Here is a 17151-nt window from a genome sequence, read left to right as displayed (position 1 = left end):
ATCAGAGCCCCTCCTTACTTACCTGCTTTGCTGCGCGGCGTGCCGCACGCTTTTCCATCAGACGTTCCTTCACGCCCGAGTTGTTGAAGATCATCATGACGATCAGCAGGATCGCGTAGATGAGCATACGGTAATCGTTGACCGCACGCAGCAGCTCAGGCAGGACGGTCAGCAGGGCTGCCGCGATGATCGAACCCCAGATATTGCCCAGGCCGCCCAGAACGACGAAGACCAGAATGAGGATCGAGGTGTTAAAGTCGAACTTTGCCGCAGTGACGGTCGAGAAGTTCATGGCGTACAGCGTACCTGCCATACCGGCGAAGGCTGCCGAGATGACAAAGGCCAGCAGCTTATAGCGGGTGACCGAGATACCGATGCTCTCGGCTGCGATCTTGTTGTCGCGTACCGACATGATGGCGCGGCCGGTGCGGCTATGTACCAGATTGAGGATGATAAAGAGCGTGATGAGGATGAGCACAAAGCCCGCGGTGAACGAAGAAATCTTGGTGACGCCGCTGACGCCCATGGGGCCGTTAATGATCATCTTACCGCCCTCAGCCAGCTCAAACTTCTGCTCGATGAGGCTGAAGTGTAGACCGCTGCTGTCGCGGCCGATGTACAGAACACCAACAATATTCTTGATAATCTCACCGAATGCCAGAGTAACGATGGCGAGGTAGTCGCCTTTGAGACGCAGAACCGGCACGCCGACGATGACGCCCGCGATAGCAGCGCAGACAGCACCGATCACCATGGCGATCGCCAGACGCAGGGGTGCGAAGGGAATGGTCTCAGCCAGGCTGGTCGTAGCAACAATGCCCGCGAACGCGCCGACCGACATAAAGCCTGCGTGGCCGAGCGACAGCTCGCCCAGGATACCGACGGTCAGGTTGAGCGAGACCGCCATGACGATATAGGCACAGATCGGTACCAGCTGACCCTTGAGCGACGACGTGATGCTGCCGGTCATGATCATGATTTGAACAACAATGAAGGCGACAATGACGATACCGAACGAGATCAGGGTATCGCGCTTGCCTGCCAGCAGATTTTTGGACTGTTTCATCTGGCTCACCTCACACTTTCTCACTCACGCGCTTGCCCAGCAGGCCGTCAGGCTTGACGAGCAGGACGACGATCAGGACGGCGAAGACCACAGCGTCCGACAGCTGGGTGGAGATATACGCCTTGGCGAAGATCTCGATGATGCCCAGCAGGATGCCGCCGATCATAGCGCCCGGGATGGAGCCGATACCGCCGAAAACGGCTGCGGTGAATGCCTTGATACCGGGCATGGAGCCGGTGGTCGGCATGAGCATCGGGTAAGCCGAGCACAGCAGAACGCCTGCGATGGCAGCAAGGCCCGAACCGATGGCGAAGGTCAGCGAGATGGTAGAGTTGACGCTGATGCCCATGAGCTGGGCTGCGCCCTTGTCCTCAGACACCGCACGCATGGCGGTACCGAGCTTGGTCTTGGTGGTAAACAGGGTCAGAGCGACCATGATAACGACACAAGCCAGAACGGTGACGATGGTGACACCGGTAATGGTCAGCTGATCGTTAAAGAGCTTGATCGACCAGTCACCGACAACCGACGAGAAGGTCTTGGAGCTCGAACCCCAGATGAGCAGCGCTGCATTCTGGAGGAAGTACGACACACCGATTGCAGTAATCAGGACGGCCAGCGCGGGCGCCTGACGCAGCGGTTTGTAGGCCAGCCGCTCGATGACGATGCCCAGTACCGTACAGACCACGATGGCCAGCAGGACGGATACGAGCGGCGACAGGCCGAGATAACTCGTCGTACAGAAGGATATGTATGCGCCTACCATGATGACGTCGCCGTGCGCGAAGTTCAGCATCTTTGCGATGCCGTAAACCATCGTGTACCCCAGCGCGATGATTGCGTAGACGCTGCCCAAACTGATACCGCTGATCAGATAGGATAAGAAGGTCATGCGATACACCTCATTCTTTCTCTAGTGGATGGCCGATGATGCAGGGCGGAGGTTCGAGCGTGCGAGCCGTCGCCCCGCACCATAGGCGGAACAAAAAAGCGCAGGGGAGCGCCGGGCGCTGATGCTGCCGGCTGCCTCCCCTGCGGATTTCGTACATTCTTACTTTCTGGCTTTACATACCGACATAAGCGCCGTTTTGGATGACCATGCCCTTGGGGCTCTTGGAGACCGCACCGGTCGAATCCCAGGTCACGCCCTCACCGGTCAGACCGTCAAAGGTCAGAGTCGGGAAGGTCTGAATCATCAGGTCGCACAGCTCCTCAGCCGACATGTCAGGCGTTGCGCCCGATGCCTCGATGGCTGCCTTGTATGCGTAGACGCAGTCGTATGCGTCTGCTGCGAACTGGTTCGGTACATCGCCGAACTGTTCCTTGTACTTGGTAACGAAAGACTGGGTCTTCTCATCCTCTGCGTCCGCGTTAAACGGAGTCAGCAGCATAACGCCCTCTGCCAGAGAGGTATCGAAGCCCTCGAGCGTCAGGATACCGTCCATGCCGTCTACGCCGAAGAACTTGGGCGCATAACCCATGCTCTTAGCCTGCTGCAGGATGAGAGATGCGGGCTGGTAGTAGATCGGCAGGAACAGCAGGTCTGCACCAGCTGCCTTAGCCTCGCCCAGCTGTACCGAGAAGTCGGTTGCGCTGGAGGAAGTGAAGGTGGTGGTCGAAACGATGTTCAGGCCCTTGGTCTCAGCCTCTGCCTTGAACTTCTCGTAGATACCCGAGGAGTAAACATCGTCGTTCTTGTAGATGACTGCAATCTTGGTGCCCATCTGGTTGTCGGCAATGTACTCTGCCGATGCAGTACCCTGGTTGGGGTCAGAGAAGCACATCTGGAATACGTTGTCCTTGCCCTCGGTAACAGCCGGAGCCGATGCCGACGGGGTCAGAGCGAAAATACGGTCTGCAAAGTTCTCGGTTGCGGTAGCCTCGCCCGGCTTACTGGTAACCGAACCCAGGGACAGCTGTACGCCCCAGTCCTTGAGTGCGTTGTATGCGGAAACGGCCTTTTCAGGATCGTTCTCATCGTCTTCCATCTTGAGCTCGAACTGTACGCCGCCCTCTGCGTTGATCTCGTCAACTGCCAGCTGTGCGCCGTTCTTAACTGCGTTGCCGTAAATTGCAGCGTCGCCGGTCAGCGGGCCAGTGCCGCCAATCTTAAATGCTGCCGCAGTGCTCTCGCCGGAGTCGCCATTGGTTGCCTCATTCGTGTCTGCACCGCCGCCGCAGCCAGCCAGCATGCCAGCACACATCGCAGCTGCGAGGAACAGACTCAGTGCCTTTTTCATCATAGTATCCTCCCTCATTAGGTGATGCGTTCAGCCGTCCCCAGCAGAAATACATCTGTCCTTATGGAACAACTTTCTTGTATTATACACCTGTTTTCTATAAATGTATAATGTTTTTTCTCCTTTTTTATACTTTCGTCGCTTTCACAGTTTTACCCACTAAAATATTAGCACTTTTCGTCAATCTGACATTGAAACAGACCACAGTCTTTCGGGCATTTTTTAATTTACCGCAATTTTTTTGGTTGTTTCTGCTTCCATCAAAAATATTTTCTGTTTTCCGCCTGAGCAGGCACAACAGGCCGATTTTTTTGCGTCGTGCCCTCAAAAATGTATCTCTTCCCGCTCGTAGACAGCCGCCTCGCCTGACCGCCGTCCGTGTACACTGCGTCCATCCGTGGACACCATCCATATTTCCAGCATTTTTCGCGCCTTCCGTTTTTTGTCAATCCCGCCTCGTTCCGCCGTTTACATATTTGCTGTCTCCGTGCAAATACTACCATCACAATCTTTGTAAAGAACATTCCGATTCTGGGAGGAGATCCAAATATGAAAGCAACCGGCATTGTACGCCGTATCGATGACCTCGGCCGCGTGGTCATCCCCAAGGAGATCCGACGGACCATGCGCATCCGCGAGGGCGATCCGTCACAGACCACATTGACATGGTGGGAAGCCTTCTGCTTCGGTATGCTTGATCTGTCGAAACGGCAGGGTTGGTGATACATATCCGATGATTTTCTATAAAATTGTCGCATATCTAGCCAAAAAGTGATGATTCTGTATCTTTTCATGATGTCGGAACAACAGGAAAAGAGGCTGACCTTCGGGTCAATGTCATTTAATTAAGCAAATCCAATCGTAATATCTCATTAAGATCCCCCTGTTGAAAATGAACCGCTCCCCGTCAAGAGGACAGTAAAAAAAATATAAAGTTTTCCCGGCTAGTAGCATAGATGTGCTGCTGGCCGCTTTTTATGCAGCGAGATACAACTCGTGCTTTTCCACGGGGGTAGGACACCCAGGTTGCGCTGCACTCTCCTGGTGTTGTAATAGCAGATGTAATGTTTAATCATCTGGACAAGTTCTTTCTTGTTGGTAAAGCGTCTGCCGTAGTAACGCTCCACTTTGAGATGCCCCAGAAACCTTCCATAGGGCCGTTGTCAATGCAGTGGGCCACACGGGACATACTCTGTGTCATCCCCGCCTGCACGAGCTTGTGGTGGAAGGTTCGGTTTGTATACTGAAAGCCTCTGTCACTATGGAATAGTGGGTGAGCGGTTGGATTTGTCTTCACCGCTTTGTCAAAAGGCTTGAATACGAGAGGGTTATCGTTGCGTTCACCAATGACATAGGACTCAATCCGCCGATCATACAGGTCCAGAATAGCACTGAGATAGATCTTGTGTACTTCGATACCTTCATACCACTTGAACTCGGTCACATCGGTCAGCCATCTCTCATTCGGCTTTTCTGCATAGAACTGGCAATCCAGCAAGTTCTCAGCTAAATACTGCGGAACGGACCACATGGAACAGCTTGCCGGTTGCCTCAATGGGAAAACCCTGCTCCTGGTGGCACTCATGAACGGCTTGATAAATATGGCGTTGTCTCACTTCTTCCAAGCATCTCTCCCTTCTATCTCGTCCAATCTTTTTAGCAAAGCATTCTCCATTTCTGCCAGATACAGCTGTGTTTGAGTTGCTCGATTTCGATTTGGGCTTTTCCAGTTCAGTACGGGGACTTTGGTCTTTTTTTCGGCGGCCTCACTGATCTTCTAACCCAGCTACCCCATCTACTCAAATCTAGGTATCTAGGTCCGTACCTGTTGATAACTCACCTGATATTTTAGAGTCATTTCTCCGTAATTCTTCCCACTTGCAATGCAATCCTTAGCAATTTGAATGCGCTCTTCCTGTGTCGTTTCCCATCCTTGCTTCATGTAGCTTTCGCCTCCTGATCGTTTTACAGAGTTGAAGTCTCCATGAGCATTATACAGCTTTATCCACGTTATGAGCTGTCTACAATTGCGAATGCCATACTTTCTGCAAATGAATACCTGACTTCCCTTGCCTGACGGATACTTCTCCAGAGCCTGCTTCTTTAATTCCAGGCTGTATACATGGTTTTGAGGAAACAAAATGCCTCCTCTCCATCCGCTTCATAGTTACGTACTCACTGGTTGATCGTAGCCCGTGCTACGCCACCTTTGCGTGCGGCTTCACTTATCTTTACAGAAAGTATCACTTGCAATAATGAAATGGTGCTGATAAAGAAGCGAGGGTAGCGGACGCCTGATTTTTGGGGATCCTATGGAGCCTCTTAAAACAAAAAATAAAACCACCCCGCCCGCGCAGAACGCGCGGACAGGGTGGCGAAAGGATGGATTGGTATTTAAATGCAATTAAAAAATGAGGGAGATAATGAGTGCGACCACAAAACCGGTGGTACCAACAATGGTTTCCATCATCGTCCAGGTCTTGAAGGTGGTCTTTTCATCCAGGTTGCACAGCGACTTGACCAGCCAGAAGCCGGAGTCATTGAAGTGCGAGAATGCGGTGGAACCACCTGCGATGGCCATAACCAGACAGGCCAAATGCAGCGGGGACAGGGTCGCAACGACGGGCATGGAAGCGACGATACCGGCTGCCATGGTCATCGCGACGGTTGCCGAACCGACCGAAATACGAACGGCGAGGGCAATCAGGAAAGCAACGACAACGATCGGGACGGGCAGTACAGCGACAGCGTTGCCGATGATATCGCCAAGGCCGGAGTCCTGGAGCATGTAGCGCAGGACACCGCCGCCAGCGGTAACCAGCAGGATGAGGCCGGTCGGCTCGAGCGATTTAGTCATGACCTTTTCCAGCTCCTCACGGGAATAGCCGTGACGGACACCGAGCAGGAACATAGCAACGATGGTCGCGAGCAGCAGTGCAACGAAGGGAGTGCCGAGGAAGGAGAAGACCGGGCGGAGCATATCGACCGCGGTGCCTTCCGGGATGGCACCGAGCACCGAGTTGATGAGAATGAGGAACAGCGGGATCATAATAATGGCAACGACGCTGCCGAAAGAGGGGAGTTTGCTCTCGTCATACTCGGGTGCATTCAGATACTGATCGGGTACGGGTACATCGAATTTTTTGCCGCAAAACTGACTGAATACCGGGCCTGCGAGAATCATAGCAAAGACACCGCAGACAAGGCCGAGGCCAATGACCAGACCGAGATCAACACCCAGAATGTTGGCGACCAGAACCGGGCCGGGCGTGGGCGGAATGAAGGCGTGACCGACTGCCAGACCGGCCAGCAGGGGAATAACGAAGAATAAAGTAGACTTTTTAGCACGACGTGCGATGGAAAAAGCAAGGGGGATCAGGATAATCAGTCCGGCATCGAAGAAAACCGGGATTGCGACCACCATACCGGTCAGGCCAAGTGCCCAGGGCGCACGTTTTTCACCGAACCGGCGGATCATGGTCAGGGCGACGCGCTCTGCGCCGCCCGAGATTTCCAAAATCGCACCGAACATAGAACCGAGACCGACGAGCAGCGCGATGCCCTTCAGCGTCTCACCCATGCCCTTGCTGACCGTATCCACAATCATGGATACCGGCAGACCGCCAATCAGACCGATGGCCAGAGCAGAGAGAAGAATGGCGATCAGGGGCTGGAATTTCACCTTAATGATAAATACCAACAGGAGTACGAGGCCGCACAGTGCGGCGATGATCAATCTTGCGGGGTCAGCAACAAAAGTTTCCATTACGATGATACCTCTCTTTCAAATGTTTCTGTTGCCGTATTTTTTTACCATTATTTCATGTATCCACCCTTCATAGGGGAGACTGCGTGTTCAGAGAAGATCTTGAGGACACCGGAGGGGTATTTGGGTGCTTTGGGCTTCCATGCGGCCTTACGTGCGGCAAGGATGGCATCCATTTCTTCGGGTGTCTTGGGCTGACCCTGTACGCCGACGATTTCCAGCTTGCGCTCGATCACATCGATATGGATGAGGTCGCCTTCCTCAACCAGAGCGATCGGGCCGCCGTCAGCTGCTTCGGGAGAGACATGACCGATGGACGGGCCGGTGGACGCGCCCGAGAAGCGACCGTCGGTGATCAGAGCGATGGAACGGCCGAGTTCCTTGTCCGACGAAATGGCCTCGGAGGTATAGAACATTTCGGGCATACCCGAGCCCTTGGGGCCTTCGTAGCGGATGAATACCGCGTCACCCGGCTTGATGGCGTGAGTCAGCACGGCATGAATGGCCTTTTCCTCACTGTCAAACGGGCGGGCGTTGAGTGTCGCGCGGAACATTTCCTTGGGGCAGGCGGTGTGCTTGATGACTGCACCTTCAGGTGCGAGGTTGCCCTTGAGGATGGCGATGGCACCGTCCTTGCCGATGGCCTGATCGAAGGGACGGATGATATCCTGCCACTTGCAGCCGACCGCTGCGCAGTAAGCGTCGCACTTGTCGTAATAGCCGTTGGCCTTGAGTTCGTCCAGGTTCTCGCCCAGCGTCTTACCGGTGACCGTCATGACATCCAGATGGAGCATAGAGCGAATCTCTTCCATGATGCGCGGTACACCGCCGGCGTAATAGAAATACTGTGCGGGCCACTTGCCGGCCGGACGGATGTCGAGCAGGTAATGCGCACCGCGGTGCAGACGGTCGAAGGTCTCTGCGTCAAGTTCCAGACCAAACTCGTGCGCGATGGCCGGGATGTGCAGCAGAGAGTTGGTCGAGCCCGAGATTGCCGCATGCACCATAATTGCGTTTTCAAACGACTTCATGGTGACAATATCGCGGGGCTTGAGTCCCATGCGTGCCAGTTCCATGACCTGCTGACCAGCACGATAAGCAACATCGCGCAGATCGGTGCAGGTTGCGGGCATGAGTGCCGAACCGGGCAGCATCAGACCCAGCGCTTCGCCCATGACCTGCATGGTAGATGCCGTGCCCATGAAAGAGCACGCGCCGCAGGACGGGCAGGCATGATGCTTGTACCAGGTCAGCTTGTCCTCGGTGATCTCACCGCGGGCGCACTGCGCGGCATAGATACCAATCTGTTCGAGCGTGAGCAGGTCGGGACCTGCGTCCATCACACCACCGGTGACCAGGATAGACGGCATGTTCACGCGGCCAATGCCCATCAAATGCGCGGGAACTGCCTTGTCGCAGCTGGATACAAAGACACCGCCGTCAAACGGGGTTGCACCTGCGTGAATTTCGATCAGATTTGCGATGGTATCGCGGCTGGCCAGAGAATAGTTAATGCCGTCGTGACCCTGTGCCATGCCGTCGCAGATATCGGTCGCAAAGTAGCGTGCCGCCTTGCCGCCGGTTTCGTTGACACCGGCAACCGCACGCTCTACCAGTTCAAACAGATGTGCGCTGCCGGGATGACTGTCGCCGAAGGTGCTCTCGACCATGATCTGCGGCTTGGACAGGTCTTCTGCCGTCCAGCCCATGCCCATGCGCAGCGGATCCTGCTCGGGAGCAATCGCGCGAATGTCCTGACTTATCATACCAATACACTCCTTCTGTACTTCATTTTCCGTATCTGAATTCTGCGGAAATCATACAATATTACTAAAATAAAGTCAATATATACAAATTATTTTCATCCTGTTATATAAAATAGAAGAGATGCAACTGGGGAAAATGCAGATGGTGGTCAGACCACAGGCGGACAAAACGAGTGGGCTGGTCTGAACACGAAAAAACCCGGACAGAGCACACGTGCTCGACTGTCCGGGTACGAAAAATCGGGTTTTATCATTTGGGCGCATACCGTCCGCCGCGCGAAATGGGATCAGCTTGCAGACGGTCGCGGTTGTAAATCAGATGAAGGTACATCGCATCGTTGGCTGCTACTGGATCGTGTGCACGGATGGCATTGAAAATGGCACGGTGGGTGCGGATGGTCTCATCGCGTAGTTGTCCGCCGGTTTCCGCGATGAACAGACCGATTGCGCCGTGGATGATGGGCAGCAGCTTGGGCATGATGATGTTGCCGCCGCACCGCGCAATGCAGGTGTGAAACTCCTGGTCGCGTTCCAAGTGCGGTTCGCCCGAGCGGATGAGGTCATCGACCGAAGAACATAGAAAATCCAGCTCGGCGATGTCGGCATCGGTTGCGTGCAGGGCAGCAAGTGCAGCTGCACGCGGTTCAATCAGGATGCGGAATTCCAAAAGATCGCGCGCCAGGCGCTCTTTGTCGCGGATGAGGGTAAATCCAAGCGGGTCATCGGCGACACCGTGCTTGTACGAGACAAAGGTGCCCACACCACGCCGCACTTCGAGTACATTGCGCGTGGTCAGACGCTGGAGTGCCTCGCGCAGCGTGCTTCTTCCGACCCCCAGACGCTCGGCCAGTTCGCGCTCATTGGGCAAACGCTCGCCGTCTCCCAGTCCTTCCTCCATCAGGTAGCGAATGATTTGCTCCATGGCGCGTTCGACCGCAGATGGCTTGTCTTCGCCCTTGTATTGATACATGGGAAACTCCTCCTTCATCCCGCGCGGTATTGTTGGTCTGATTATAGCTTGGATTGGCTGGGAATGCAAGGTATCGTTCAGACAAGTTGCCAGAAGGGGTAAACAGAGTTGATTTCTTGCACCATACAGTGCACTGTATAGTGGTCCACATGCTTCTCCTCAAAATACGCGTACACTTTGCTTTTACCGCTTGAGTCTGAAGAAATCAGGGATGTAAGAATCCTTTCTGCGCTTAAAATTCGAGTGGAAAAGCCGTTGACATATTTCTATTATGGCAAAGCATGTATACCTGATAGTGCCAAATCTTGCACCTATTCCCCAACGCGGTTGGAAAGCTTTGGGATCTAAACGGTTTCGCCAGAACCTTTGCAAAATTCATGGATACCCTCCCCTCTCAGATTCCGCGCCTGTCCCCACATGAATTGTGGCATACCTGTGGCACGGCATTGCGCCAGCATGGTTTAGATATCTACACCATTCAGCAGTACCTCGGATGCCGCGACATTGAAGTCACTGCAAACACCTGTGTACATAGCACTGCAGCCTGCATTGTCTGCTTTCAACAATACTACGACAAATTCACGACAAAGTGTACCGCAAACCGCTCTAAAACGCCCAATTTCCCAGCCCTACTCTGCAAAACCTGCAATCAGATTTCTTGACTTTTGTATTGAATTAAACTGCGATTACACATAATACCCTCCCATCTTTATATCATTCTATGTTTTACGCTAACGCAGCTCGTATAAATTCCTGTAAAACTGCGAGCGGGATACGATATTCCCGTCCGACCTTGAGCGCAGCCAGCTCTCCGCTTTGAATCATGCGCCGCACCTGCACCCGGCTGGTCTGGAGCAGCACGGCAACTTCCTTGACGCTCAGCAAGCGATTCATACTCATGTATAATTCTCCTATCTCATTCTAAAGCAACCCATAGCATAATAACGCGATTTGCGATCTTTCAAATTGATGTACGTATCGCGTGCTATCTGCATTTACCTTATACCACTGTTACCCATTTGAATTTATAATTCGTTGCGATTTCCGCAAAATTCCAGTGTGATTGCACGATTATTTTATTTTCTGGTATGGAATCACAACCTCACCTTCCGAAATCATCCGAAGCAAGGACACCGGTCCGGGAATCTGCTGAGCACAGAAATTCTTCCACAATGGGATGGGACTGAACCCCAGCTTGTGCACCTTTCTGAGCAAATCTTCTACCAAAAAGCCTTCTGATCGCATTTCCTCCAATACCTGATCGACCGACTGCTTGCGCTGCATTCTATGGGCAAGTTCCAGCATTATTTGCTTGGTCCCATCTTCGTATTTTGAACCCACAATCCGCTTCTCAATCTCCTCGATCTGGCAGAACTGAACATCAGCAAAGCACTGCTCGAAGTGCTTGCAGATACGTTTTTCACTTTTCTGCATCAAGTGCCATAACAATTCACTCGGGTTATCGGTACCCAGCTTCTTTTCCAATCCACGTAATACAGAACGCTGATACTGTACCTCAAATCGCAGCACACCCTCGGGTAAATCCTCATAATCGACCCGCAAACCTTGTTCGGTTGCCTGGTAAGTCTTGTCATAAATGACGAGGCTATGGGTACCACATTGAAACTTGATGTAGTGCTTGTTGTACTTGTTCGCCTTTTTCTTGTCCTTTTCTTTGCGGGACACGCGCTTGTACTTTGGAGGCGTGGGCAGTTTTCGCAATACACGGACAACCTCGCGAAATATCTTCTTATGATCGCAACGCATATTAACACACAGATCCACCCGGCTAAGGTAATAGTCATCTAACTGGTCGTTAAAAGCTGATGGCTTCAGAAGTGCATGAAACGCCGCTTGTAGCTCAGTGATACTGGACTTTTCAGGTGGGAAAATACCGATGTAGGATGCATCTGGATCGATGACTTTGCGTGGATTGACCACCATGCGTACATAATAACCGCGGCTGTTCTCCTGATCGTGTGCGTGCTCCAACGTGATACGCAGACCATATGGTTCGTACTGTGATACTCGATATACACCTTTCGACTCTTGATAAATACAAATCTTGGAAGAAACCTGCTTCTGATCGTACAGTTTCTCTTTACAGTGAGCCCATTCACTCTTTGTCAGTTTTCTGGAAATCTCAAATGTATGGATGGAGAATCCATCTGCTTCTAACTCAAAACGTGCTTTCCTTGTCACAATCTTACTCAAATCAAACAGTCCTTTCTTGCTAAAACATTGTTTATTGAACTGTCTGATCTGTGTGTAAAAAAATACCCCCTTATTTCTGTGCTATAACATAGGAATAAGAAGGTATTTGAATGATTTTATGTACTTTTAAGTGTAGATTTGTTGGGAATACAATAGGGATGTGCTGCGTAATTCTTCCCCTATAAAATAGACTGGTTTTGTCAACATGCCATATTTATTAGATTTGGAATCATCCAGCTTGCGCTGCAAAAAGGGCCGACCAAACGGCCAGCCCTTTGCGCGAACGTTATTTATTTGACGTTTTCACAGTAATTCATCAGAATCTGCGCAATTTCTGCACGCGTTGCGGTACCGCGCGGATTGAGTGTACCATCTGCATTTCCGCCGATTACACCCTGATCGTATGCCCAGATCATCGCCTGCTGCGCATAATCAGATGTCAATGCAGCGTCCGAGAAGGTATTCAGCATGGCCGGATCCCCCGTCACCGGACTGCCGCTGTAACGCCACAGGACCGTTACCAGCTGCTCACGCGTCAGCGCATCGTTCGGACCAAAACTGCCCGTACCATAGCCGCTCATATAGCCCTGCCAAACCGCCCAGTTGACGGCTTCGGCATACCAAGCATCAGAATCTACGTCTCTGAACGCTGCCGGCGCCTCGGTGTCGGACGGCTGCTCCATATTGAACAGAATCTGCGCGACCATTGCGCGGTTCATCTGCGCATTCGGTGCAAAGGAATTCTCCGACACACCGGTCATCAGATTGTTCGCAAAGACATACTGGACAGCCTCGGCGTACCATGCATCTACCGGCACATCATCAAAATCAGCCTCGGGTGCCTCAACGATTGCAACGAAGGAGGCCTCAATCTCAACCTCACCCTCGGGCATTTCGAAGGTGTACTTACCGTCGCCCGCGTCCTCAAGGTCGATCTCGTCGCCGTCCTCATCATAGACTGCCAGCTCGTCCAACTCATAACCTTCATCCGGGGTTACGGTAATCGTGATTGTGTCGCCCTTCTCTGCCTTGGAGTTGCTGATCTTGATCGAACCATTTTCTACATTGGACGGCTTACTGATCTCGTAGCGATCAGAGGACGAAGAGGAAGAAGTACTGCCTGCTTCCGGATGCGATGCGCCGCCGCTGGAAGAACCCTTTCGAATGGTCAACGTACCGGTTTCATACTCAATGTCATCATTATAAAGCTCCGTATTCGGAACATTTGCACCACTTGGGGTGATCGGATAGGTTCCTGCTTCATCGGTATCTGTTGCATCACAAGCAAACGAGACCGTTCCGTTCAGAGTGTCCGTACCAACCAGTCCAGATACAGTATAGGTGAACTGCGGCATTTCATCGCCTACATAGACCAACTGATCATCTGCCTTGACAGTAACGGTAGCCTTATTGATGGTAAATACGAGAGATTTGTACAGATAGTATCCATTCCCCTCTGCACTGGCGGTAATGATGTAAGTGCCGGGCTTGGTGGGCAGAGTAAGGCCGCTGATGGAGGACAGGTCTGTCCCAGTAGAGATCCCGCTTACCTCGCTGTGGAAAGAAGTATCGTTCAGGCCCTCAATGTTGACGGTAAAGGTGCCAATATCAACGGGGTCGGAATTGGTGCTGTTGTCTGCGTAGGCATTCAGCGTACCCTCAACGGGCAGCACACCCTGGCCGGTATAGACGAAGTTCTGGTCGGCCTTGGGTGCGGCAGAAGCCAGATAGGCGCGCTGGGAACCTTGGGCAACCACATGCACATCGATCTCCAGATAGTCGTGGGTGCCGCCACCAGACAGGCCGAAGGTGTAGTTCTCATTCAGCAGGTTGAACTTCACATTATCATAGTTACCCACCGGCATGGGGAGATAATCATAGGTGAGCGCCGTTCCGCCATCCGGGGTCTCATCGGTTTTGGGAACGGTGTAGGTATAGTTGATATCGGTGCCTTCTTCCAGCTCAACCACTGTATTGGGATCATCCTTCCACTTAAAGGTCAGGGAATCGGCCAGGGCGTGATGACCGCCCGAGTAGTTGTAGGTAATGGAGCCGGAGCCGGTATCGCCGCCCGCCAGCGTGTATGTAAGCACACGGGGAGTGACCTTTACAGGAATGGACACTTCCGCCGCATTACCATTGCAGGTAGCTGTTGCGGTGATTGTAGTTTCGCCCACGTTAACAGCAGTGATGGTTCCGTCTACCACCCTGGCAATGCCAGAGTCCTCGGACTGCCAGTTGGAGAATGTCACACCATCAGGAGCGGCAAAAGTTTGTGTTCCCTGATACTGAAGGGAGACGTCCGAGAATCCAAGGTCGATCCACTTGGCATAGTAGGTCTGTCCAGCTGAGGGGACAGTAACCTTTTCACCCCGGTCATCACCTGTTCCATCCTTTGTGTACCATCCCTCAAAAATTGCGCCGTCCTTAGTGGGGGTGGCAAGTGTTCCAGTTTCAAAGACAGTATCCTTCCCAAAGGTGCCGCCGTTGGTGACTGCAAGACAAGGACTTGCTGTAGAACTCCAAGATATAATTTCATTGTTTATGCCATAGATAACCGTCGGAGATGTATTCATAAAAGCGTTTTTATCTATCTGCGGCAGCGTTTCCTTCAAAAATACAAGGGCATATATATTTGTACCGTAATGTGACATGGAGCCAGACTTAAATGTTAGTTCGTTTCCGGCGTTCACCAGTACAGCGTGGAAGTCCAAACCCGCAAACTGGCTGTTAACGACGGTGTTTTCGTTGACACCACCACTGATAGTCAAAACACCGTTTCCATCTGTCAGGTGAACTTTCTCTGGATTTGTTGTACTACGATTAAATACCGATCCTCCCCAAGTTTTAATATTGGGACCTATTCTTACTGAGGTAATGGGAGAAGTATTGAAGGCATAATTGCCCAAGTTTTCCAAACTATCTGGCAGGTATACTTCTCCTGTCAAATTGGGGCATGAGCAAAATGCACTTGCTCCAATAGTCTTCAAGTTCTCGCCAAATTTTACACTGGTAATACCTGATCTTTGGAATGCAAGATTACCAATTGTTTTCAAACTATCTGGAAGAACAAGTGCCATTTTTAATTCAGAGGTGCCCCAGAATGCACCTGCTCCGATGGATTCAAGTTTACTGGGCGCAGCAAACTCTACATGAGCGAGCTTGCTGGAACTAAACGCATCATTTTTTATTTCTTGAACTGTAGATGAAATTCTACAAGTGGTAACCGCAGTAGCAGAGAAGGCTCGTGAGCCAATGGTAGTAAGCCCTTCAGTCAAATCTACATGCGTAATGACACTCCTAAAATCTACCCATGGAGTTGAAGAAATATTAGAATAATCCATCATAGCTCCTGTGCCAGAGATGGTTAATGTATATGCATCCTCTGGCTCTCCATCAATGGTTACAGTTTCACCGTTTTTATTCAGTGTCCATCTAACATTATCTTGTTCGGTGGCGCCGCAAGTGCCAGACATAGTTCCATCTGTGCTATTTCCGCTTAAAAGGTCCGTTGTAGTTTCAAGGGTACTGTCCGTCGCTGTAGCTTGCTGCTCAGAGGCTTCTCCTTGTGTCTCACTTGCAGGACTCTCCTCCGCCAGGGCCACCGTGGGCAGCAATCCAACCAATAGGCACAGGCTTAAGAATGTCGCTAGTATTCGTTGTTTCATTTGGTTTTCTCCTCCTTTAAGTTGCTTTATCTATCCCTGCGCCGCAGGGCTAAGATAACAAGTGAACAAGCCGCTCCTTTGCGGCCTGAGCCGTGTCCTCCGGTGGTGCACCCGTCAGGTAGTCCAGCGCATCATTCCATTCATGGACATCATCCTCACGGGGTGTCAGCCGCTCCAGTCTTTGTGCCAGATACCGGCGCTGCTCCGGTGACAAAACCGCAGATCGGACAGGTACATACAGCCCATTTGGATAGACATTAAGTCCAGCAAAGATTGTTCCGCCGTCATACTCCCATCACCTCCTTTGCCATTACCGCACGATACCGAGCCAAGCGGTTTTTGCTGATTCGCCCGGCACAGATGGGACAGCCACATTTTTTCGGTCCTGTGCGGGAATAAATTGCCGCCTGCCACGCATGGCCCTGGTCACATTCCCACCAAACTTTGCGATGGGAGCCCGCGGTTACCATCTCGGGTGTCAGGATGCCGTTCAGTGTAGGGTGCCACTGCCGGGACACTTCCGGCTCCAGTGTTGCCAAATCGTTAAACCCGGGCAGAACCTTCCGCCCGGCGCAGTAAGGACAGCCGCTGCCGCTCATGGTGCGGGCTCCTACTGCGGCCTGGTAGTCATGGCCCTTCTCGCAACGCCACCACACCTTCCGGTTGGAACTCGGCGTGACCTGCTGGGGGGTCAGTGTTTCATTTTTGCTGGGATGCCATTGGGCTGCAATGGCCGGGAACTGGCTGGCCAGATCATTTTCACCAGCGATCACCCTTTTCCCGGCGCAGACGGGGCAACCGCTGCCGCCGCAGGTCCGGGACGCTACGGAGGCCTGCCACTCATGTCCCTTTTCACAGCGCCACCACACCTTACGAGTGGTGCCCGGCGCAACGGTATCAGGGGTGATCGCCCCGTTTTTTGTTGGGTGCCACTGGACGGCAAGCCGGGGGTACTGGGTAGCCAGATCGTTTTCCGCAGGGTGTATTTCCCGGTTGGCGCACACCGGACAGCCACAGCCAACCACGCGGGATTTGACCTGTGCCCGCCACTCATGGCCTTTTTCACAAATCCACCACACCATCCGGTGACTGCCGGGGAGCACCTGCTCCGGGGTGAGGGAGCCGTTTTTGATGGGATGCCACTGGCAGGCCAGTTCTGGAAAGAGCGTGGCCAGATCGTTCTCTCCCGTTTGAGCCACCTTACCGGCGCAGACCGGGCAGCCGGTTCCGCTGCCGGTTCGGGTATATACCGCCGCCTGCCAGCTGTGGCCTTTCTTACAACGCCACCAGACTTTTCGCTTGCTGCCATAGGTTACAAGATCGGGTGTCAATGGAAGATTGCGCGGTATGTCCCATTGCTCAAGCAGTTGACTTTGCCCGTTCTCGTCGCAAAACTCTCTCAGCGTTTTTTTCACCCAATCCCTCCTATATCACAAAATCAACATTTTGTTGATATACTGC

14 protein-coding genes and 2 pseudogenes are annotated in these 17151 nt (G+C 52.5%); 2 read left to right on the top strand and 14 right to left on the bottom strand.

Translation table 11 applies throughout. The annotated features are described in order from the left end of the window. Position 1: 1 nt before the first annotated feature. From B5F17_RS11630 to B5F17_RS11620, 3 genes are all read right to left on the bottom strand, one after another. Positions 2 to 1066, bottom strand: a complete 1065-nt coding sequence (locus B5F17_RS11630) for a branched-chain amino acid ABC transporter permease (protein WP_087374034.1) — start codon at positions 1064 to 1066, stop codon at positions 2 to 4. Between the two features lie 10 nt (positions 1067 to 1076). After that, positions 1077 to 1958: a branched-chain amino acid ABC transporter permease gene (locus tag B5F17_RS11625; RefSeq protein WP_016148577.1), complete on the bottom strand. Its 882-nt coding sequence runs from the start codon at positions 1956 to 1958 to the stop codon at positions 1077 to 1079. Positions 1959 to 2130: 172 nt separating this feature from the next. Then, on the bottom strand, positions 2131 to 3306 hold the full coding sequence (locus B5F17_RS11620; RefSeq protein WP_087374032.1) for an ABC transporter substrate-binding protein: 1176 nt from the start codon (positions 3304 to 3306) through the stop codon (positions 2131 to 2133). Between the two features lie 549 nt (positions 3307 to 3855). On the opposite strand from B5F17_RS11620, the pseudogene B5F17_RS15125 reads away from it, so the two are divergent. Next, positions 3856 to 3954: pseudogene (locus B5F17_RS15125) on the top strand (AbrB/MazE/SpoVT family DNA-binding domain-containing protein); the annotation flags it as partial. 296 nt (positions 3955 to 4250) lie between these two features. On the opposite strand, the gene B5F17_RS15340 reads toward B5F17_RS15125, so the two are convergent. The 6 genes from B5F17_RS15340 to B5F17_RS11590 form a co-directional block, all read right to left on the bottom strand. Further along, on the bottom strand, positions 4251 to 4433 hold the full coding sequence (locus B5F17_RS15340) for an IS3 family transposase (protein ID WP_407922594.1): 183 nt from the start codon (positions 4431 to 4433) through the stop codon (positions 4251 to 4253). After that, complete coding sequence (locus B5F17_RS14715) at positions 4379 to 4837, bottom strand: DDE-type integrase/transposase/recombinase (protein ID WP_162608169.1); 459 nt, start codon at positions 4835 to 4837, stop codon at positions 4379 to 4381. The genes B5F17_RS15340 and B5F17_RS14715 overlap by 55 nt, the downstream gene beginning before the upstream one ends. A 282-nt stretch (positions 4838 to 5119) precedes the next feature. After that, on the bottom strand, positions 5120 to 5248 hold the full coding sequence (locus tag B5F17_RS15245) for a hypothetical protein (protein WP_275532129.1): 129 nt from the start codon (positions 5246 to 5248) through the stop codon (positions 5120 to 5122). A gap of 462 nt (positions 5249 to 5710) precedes the next feature. Next, positions 5711 to 7072 carry a GntP family permease gene (locus B5F17_RS11600; RefSeq protein WP_087374028.1) on the bottom strand — a complete coding sequence of 454 codons (1362 nt, stop codon included), beginning with the start codon at positions 7070 to 7072 and terminating at the stop codon, positions 5711 to 5713. A gap of 50 nt (positions 7073 to 7122) precedes the next feature. Beyond that, entirely contained in the window at positions 7123 to 8838 is a 1716-nt protein-coding gene (gene ilvD, locus B5F17_RS11595; RefSeq protein ID WP_164470517.1) for a dihydroxy-acid dehydratase, read from the bottom strand. 250 nt (positions 8839 to 9088) lie between these two features. After that, entirely contained in the window at positions 9089 to 9808 is a 720-nt protein-coding gene (locus B5F17_RS11590) for a FadR/GntR family transcriptional regulator (protein WP_087374024.1), read from the bottom strand. Between the two features lie 305 nt (positions 9809 to 10113). Here B5F17_RS11590 and B5F17_RS15335 point away from each other — a divergent pair, with 305 nt between their 5' ends. Continuing rightward, positions 10114 to 10470 carry a tyrosine-type recombinase/integrase gene (locus B5F17_RS15335; RefSeq protein WP_143287731.1) on the top strand — a complete coding sequence of 119 codons (357 nt, stop codon included), beginning with the start codon at positions 10114 to 10116 and terminating at the stop codon, positions 10468 to 10470. 64 nt (positions 10471 to 10534) lie between these two features. Here B5F17_RS15335 and B5F17_RS11580 read toward each other — a convergent pair whose 3' ends face one another. From B5F17_RS11580 to B5F17_RS11565, 5 genes and pseudogenes are all read right to left on the bottom strand, one after another. Next, on the bottom strand, positions 10535 to 10708 hold the full coding sequence (locus B5F17_RS11580) for a helix-turn-helix domain-containing protein (RefSeq protein ID WP_242968756.1): 174 nt from the start codon (positions 10706 to 10708) through the stop codon (positions 10535 to 10537). A gap of 171 nt (positions 10709 to 10879) precedes the next feature. Beyond that, positions 10880 to 12022 (bottom strand): hypothetical protein, encoded by a 1143-nt coding sequence (locus B5F17_RS11575; protein ID WP_087374020.1) that lies wholly within the window; start codon positions 12020 to 12022, stop codon positions 10880 to 10882. A 290-nt stretch (positions 12023 to 12312) separates the two neighbouring features. After that, positions 12313 to 14598, bottom strand: a complete 2286-nt coding sequence (locus tag B5F17_RS11570; RefSeq protein WP_242968755.1) for an S-layer homology domain-containing protein — start codon at positions 14596 to 14598, stop codon at positions 12313 to 12315. A 249-nt stretch (positions 14599 to 14847) separates the two neighbouring features. Next, positions 14848 to 15366: pseudogene (locus B5F17_RS15330) on the bottom strand (leucine-rich repeat domain-containing protein); the annotation flags it as partial. Between the two features lie 608 nt (positions 15367 to 15974). Next, positions 15975 to 17105 carry a zinc-ribbon domain-containing protein gene (locus B5F17_RS11565; RefSeq protein WP_087374016.1) on the bottom strand — a complete coding sequence of 377 codons (1131 nt, stop codon included), beginning with the start codon at positions 17103 to 17105 and terminating at the stop codon, positions 15975 to 15977. Between the last annotated feature and the right edge of the window lie 46 nt (positions 17106 to 17151).

The sequence above is a fragment of the Butyricicoccus pullicaecorum genome (genome assembly GCF_002160355.1).
In the GTDB taxonomy this organism is placed as follows: domain Bacteria; phylum Bacillota; class Clostridia; order Oscillospirales; family Butyricicoccaceae; genus Butyricicoccus; species Butyricicoccus pullicaecorum.
The sequence above is the reverse complement of the archived record's forward strand: the minus strand, read 5'-3'. Positions and strand labels throughout refer to the sequence as shown.

What these genes read in the sequence shown, in the direction of transcription:
- B5F17_RS11630 (WP_087374034.1), bottom strand. Translation starts at nt 1,066, where the DNA reads ATGAAACAGTCCAAAAATCTGCTGGCAGGCAAGCGCGATACCCTGATC.
- B5F17_RS11625 (WP_016148577.1), bottom strand. Translation starts at nt 1,958, where the DNA reads ATGACCTTCTTATCCTATCTGATCAGCGGTATCAGTTTGGGCAGCGTC.
- B5F17_RS11620 (WP_087374032.1), bottom strand. Translation starts at nt 3,306, where the DNA reads ATGAAAAAGGCACTGAGTCTGTTCCTCGCAGCTGCGATGTGTGCTGGC.
- B5F17_RS14715 (WP_162608169.1), bottom strand. Translation starts at nt 4,837, where the DNA reads ATGTGGTCCGTTCCGCAGTATTTAGCTGAGAACTTGCTGGATTGCCAG.
- B5F17_RS15245 (WP_275532129.1), bottom strand. Translation starts at nt 5,248, where the DNA reads ATGAAGCAAGGATGGGAAACGACACAGGAAGAGCGCATTCAAATTGCT.
- B5F17_RS11600 (WP_087374028.1), bottom strand. Translation starts at nt 7,072, where the DNA reads ATGGAAACTTTTGTTGCTGACCCCGCAAGATTGATCATCGCCGCACTG.
- ilvD (WP_164470517.1), bottom strand. Translation starts at nt 8,838, where the DNA reads ATGATAAGTCAGGACATTCGCGCGATTGCTCCCGAGCAGGATCCGCTG.
- B5F17_RS11590 (WP_087374024.1), bottom strand. Translation starts at nt 9,808, where the DNA reads ATGTATCAATACAAGGGCGAAGACAAGCCATCTGCGGTCGAACGCGCC.
- B5F17_RS11580 (WP_242968756.1), bottom strand. Translation starts at nt 10,708, where the DNA reads ATGAGTATGAATCGCTTGCTGAGCGTCAAGGAAGTTGCCGTGCTGCTC.
- B5F17_RS11570 (WP_242968755.1), bottom strand. Translation starts at nt 14,598, where the DNA reads ATGAATACATCTCCGACGGTTATCTATGGCATAAACAATGAAATTATA.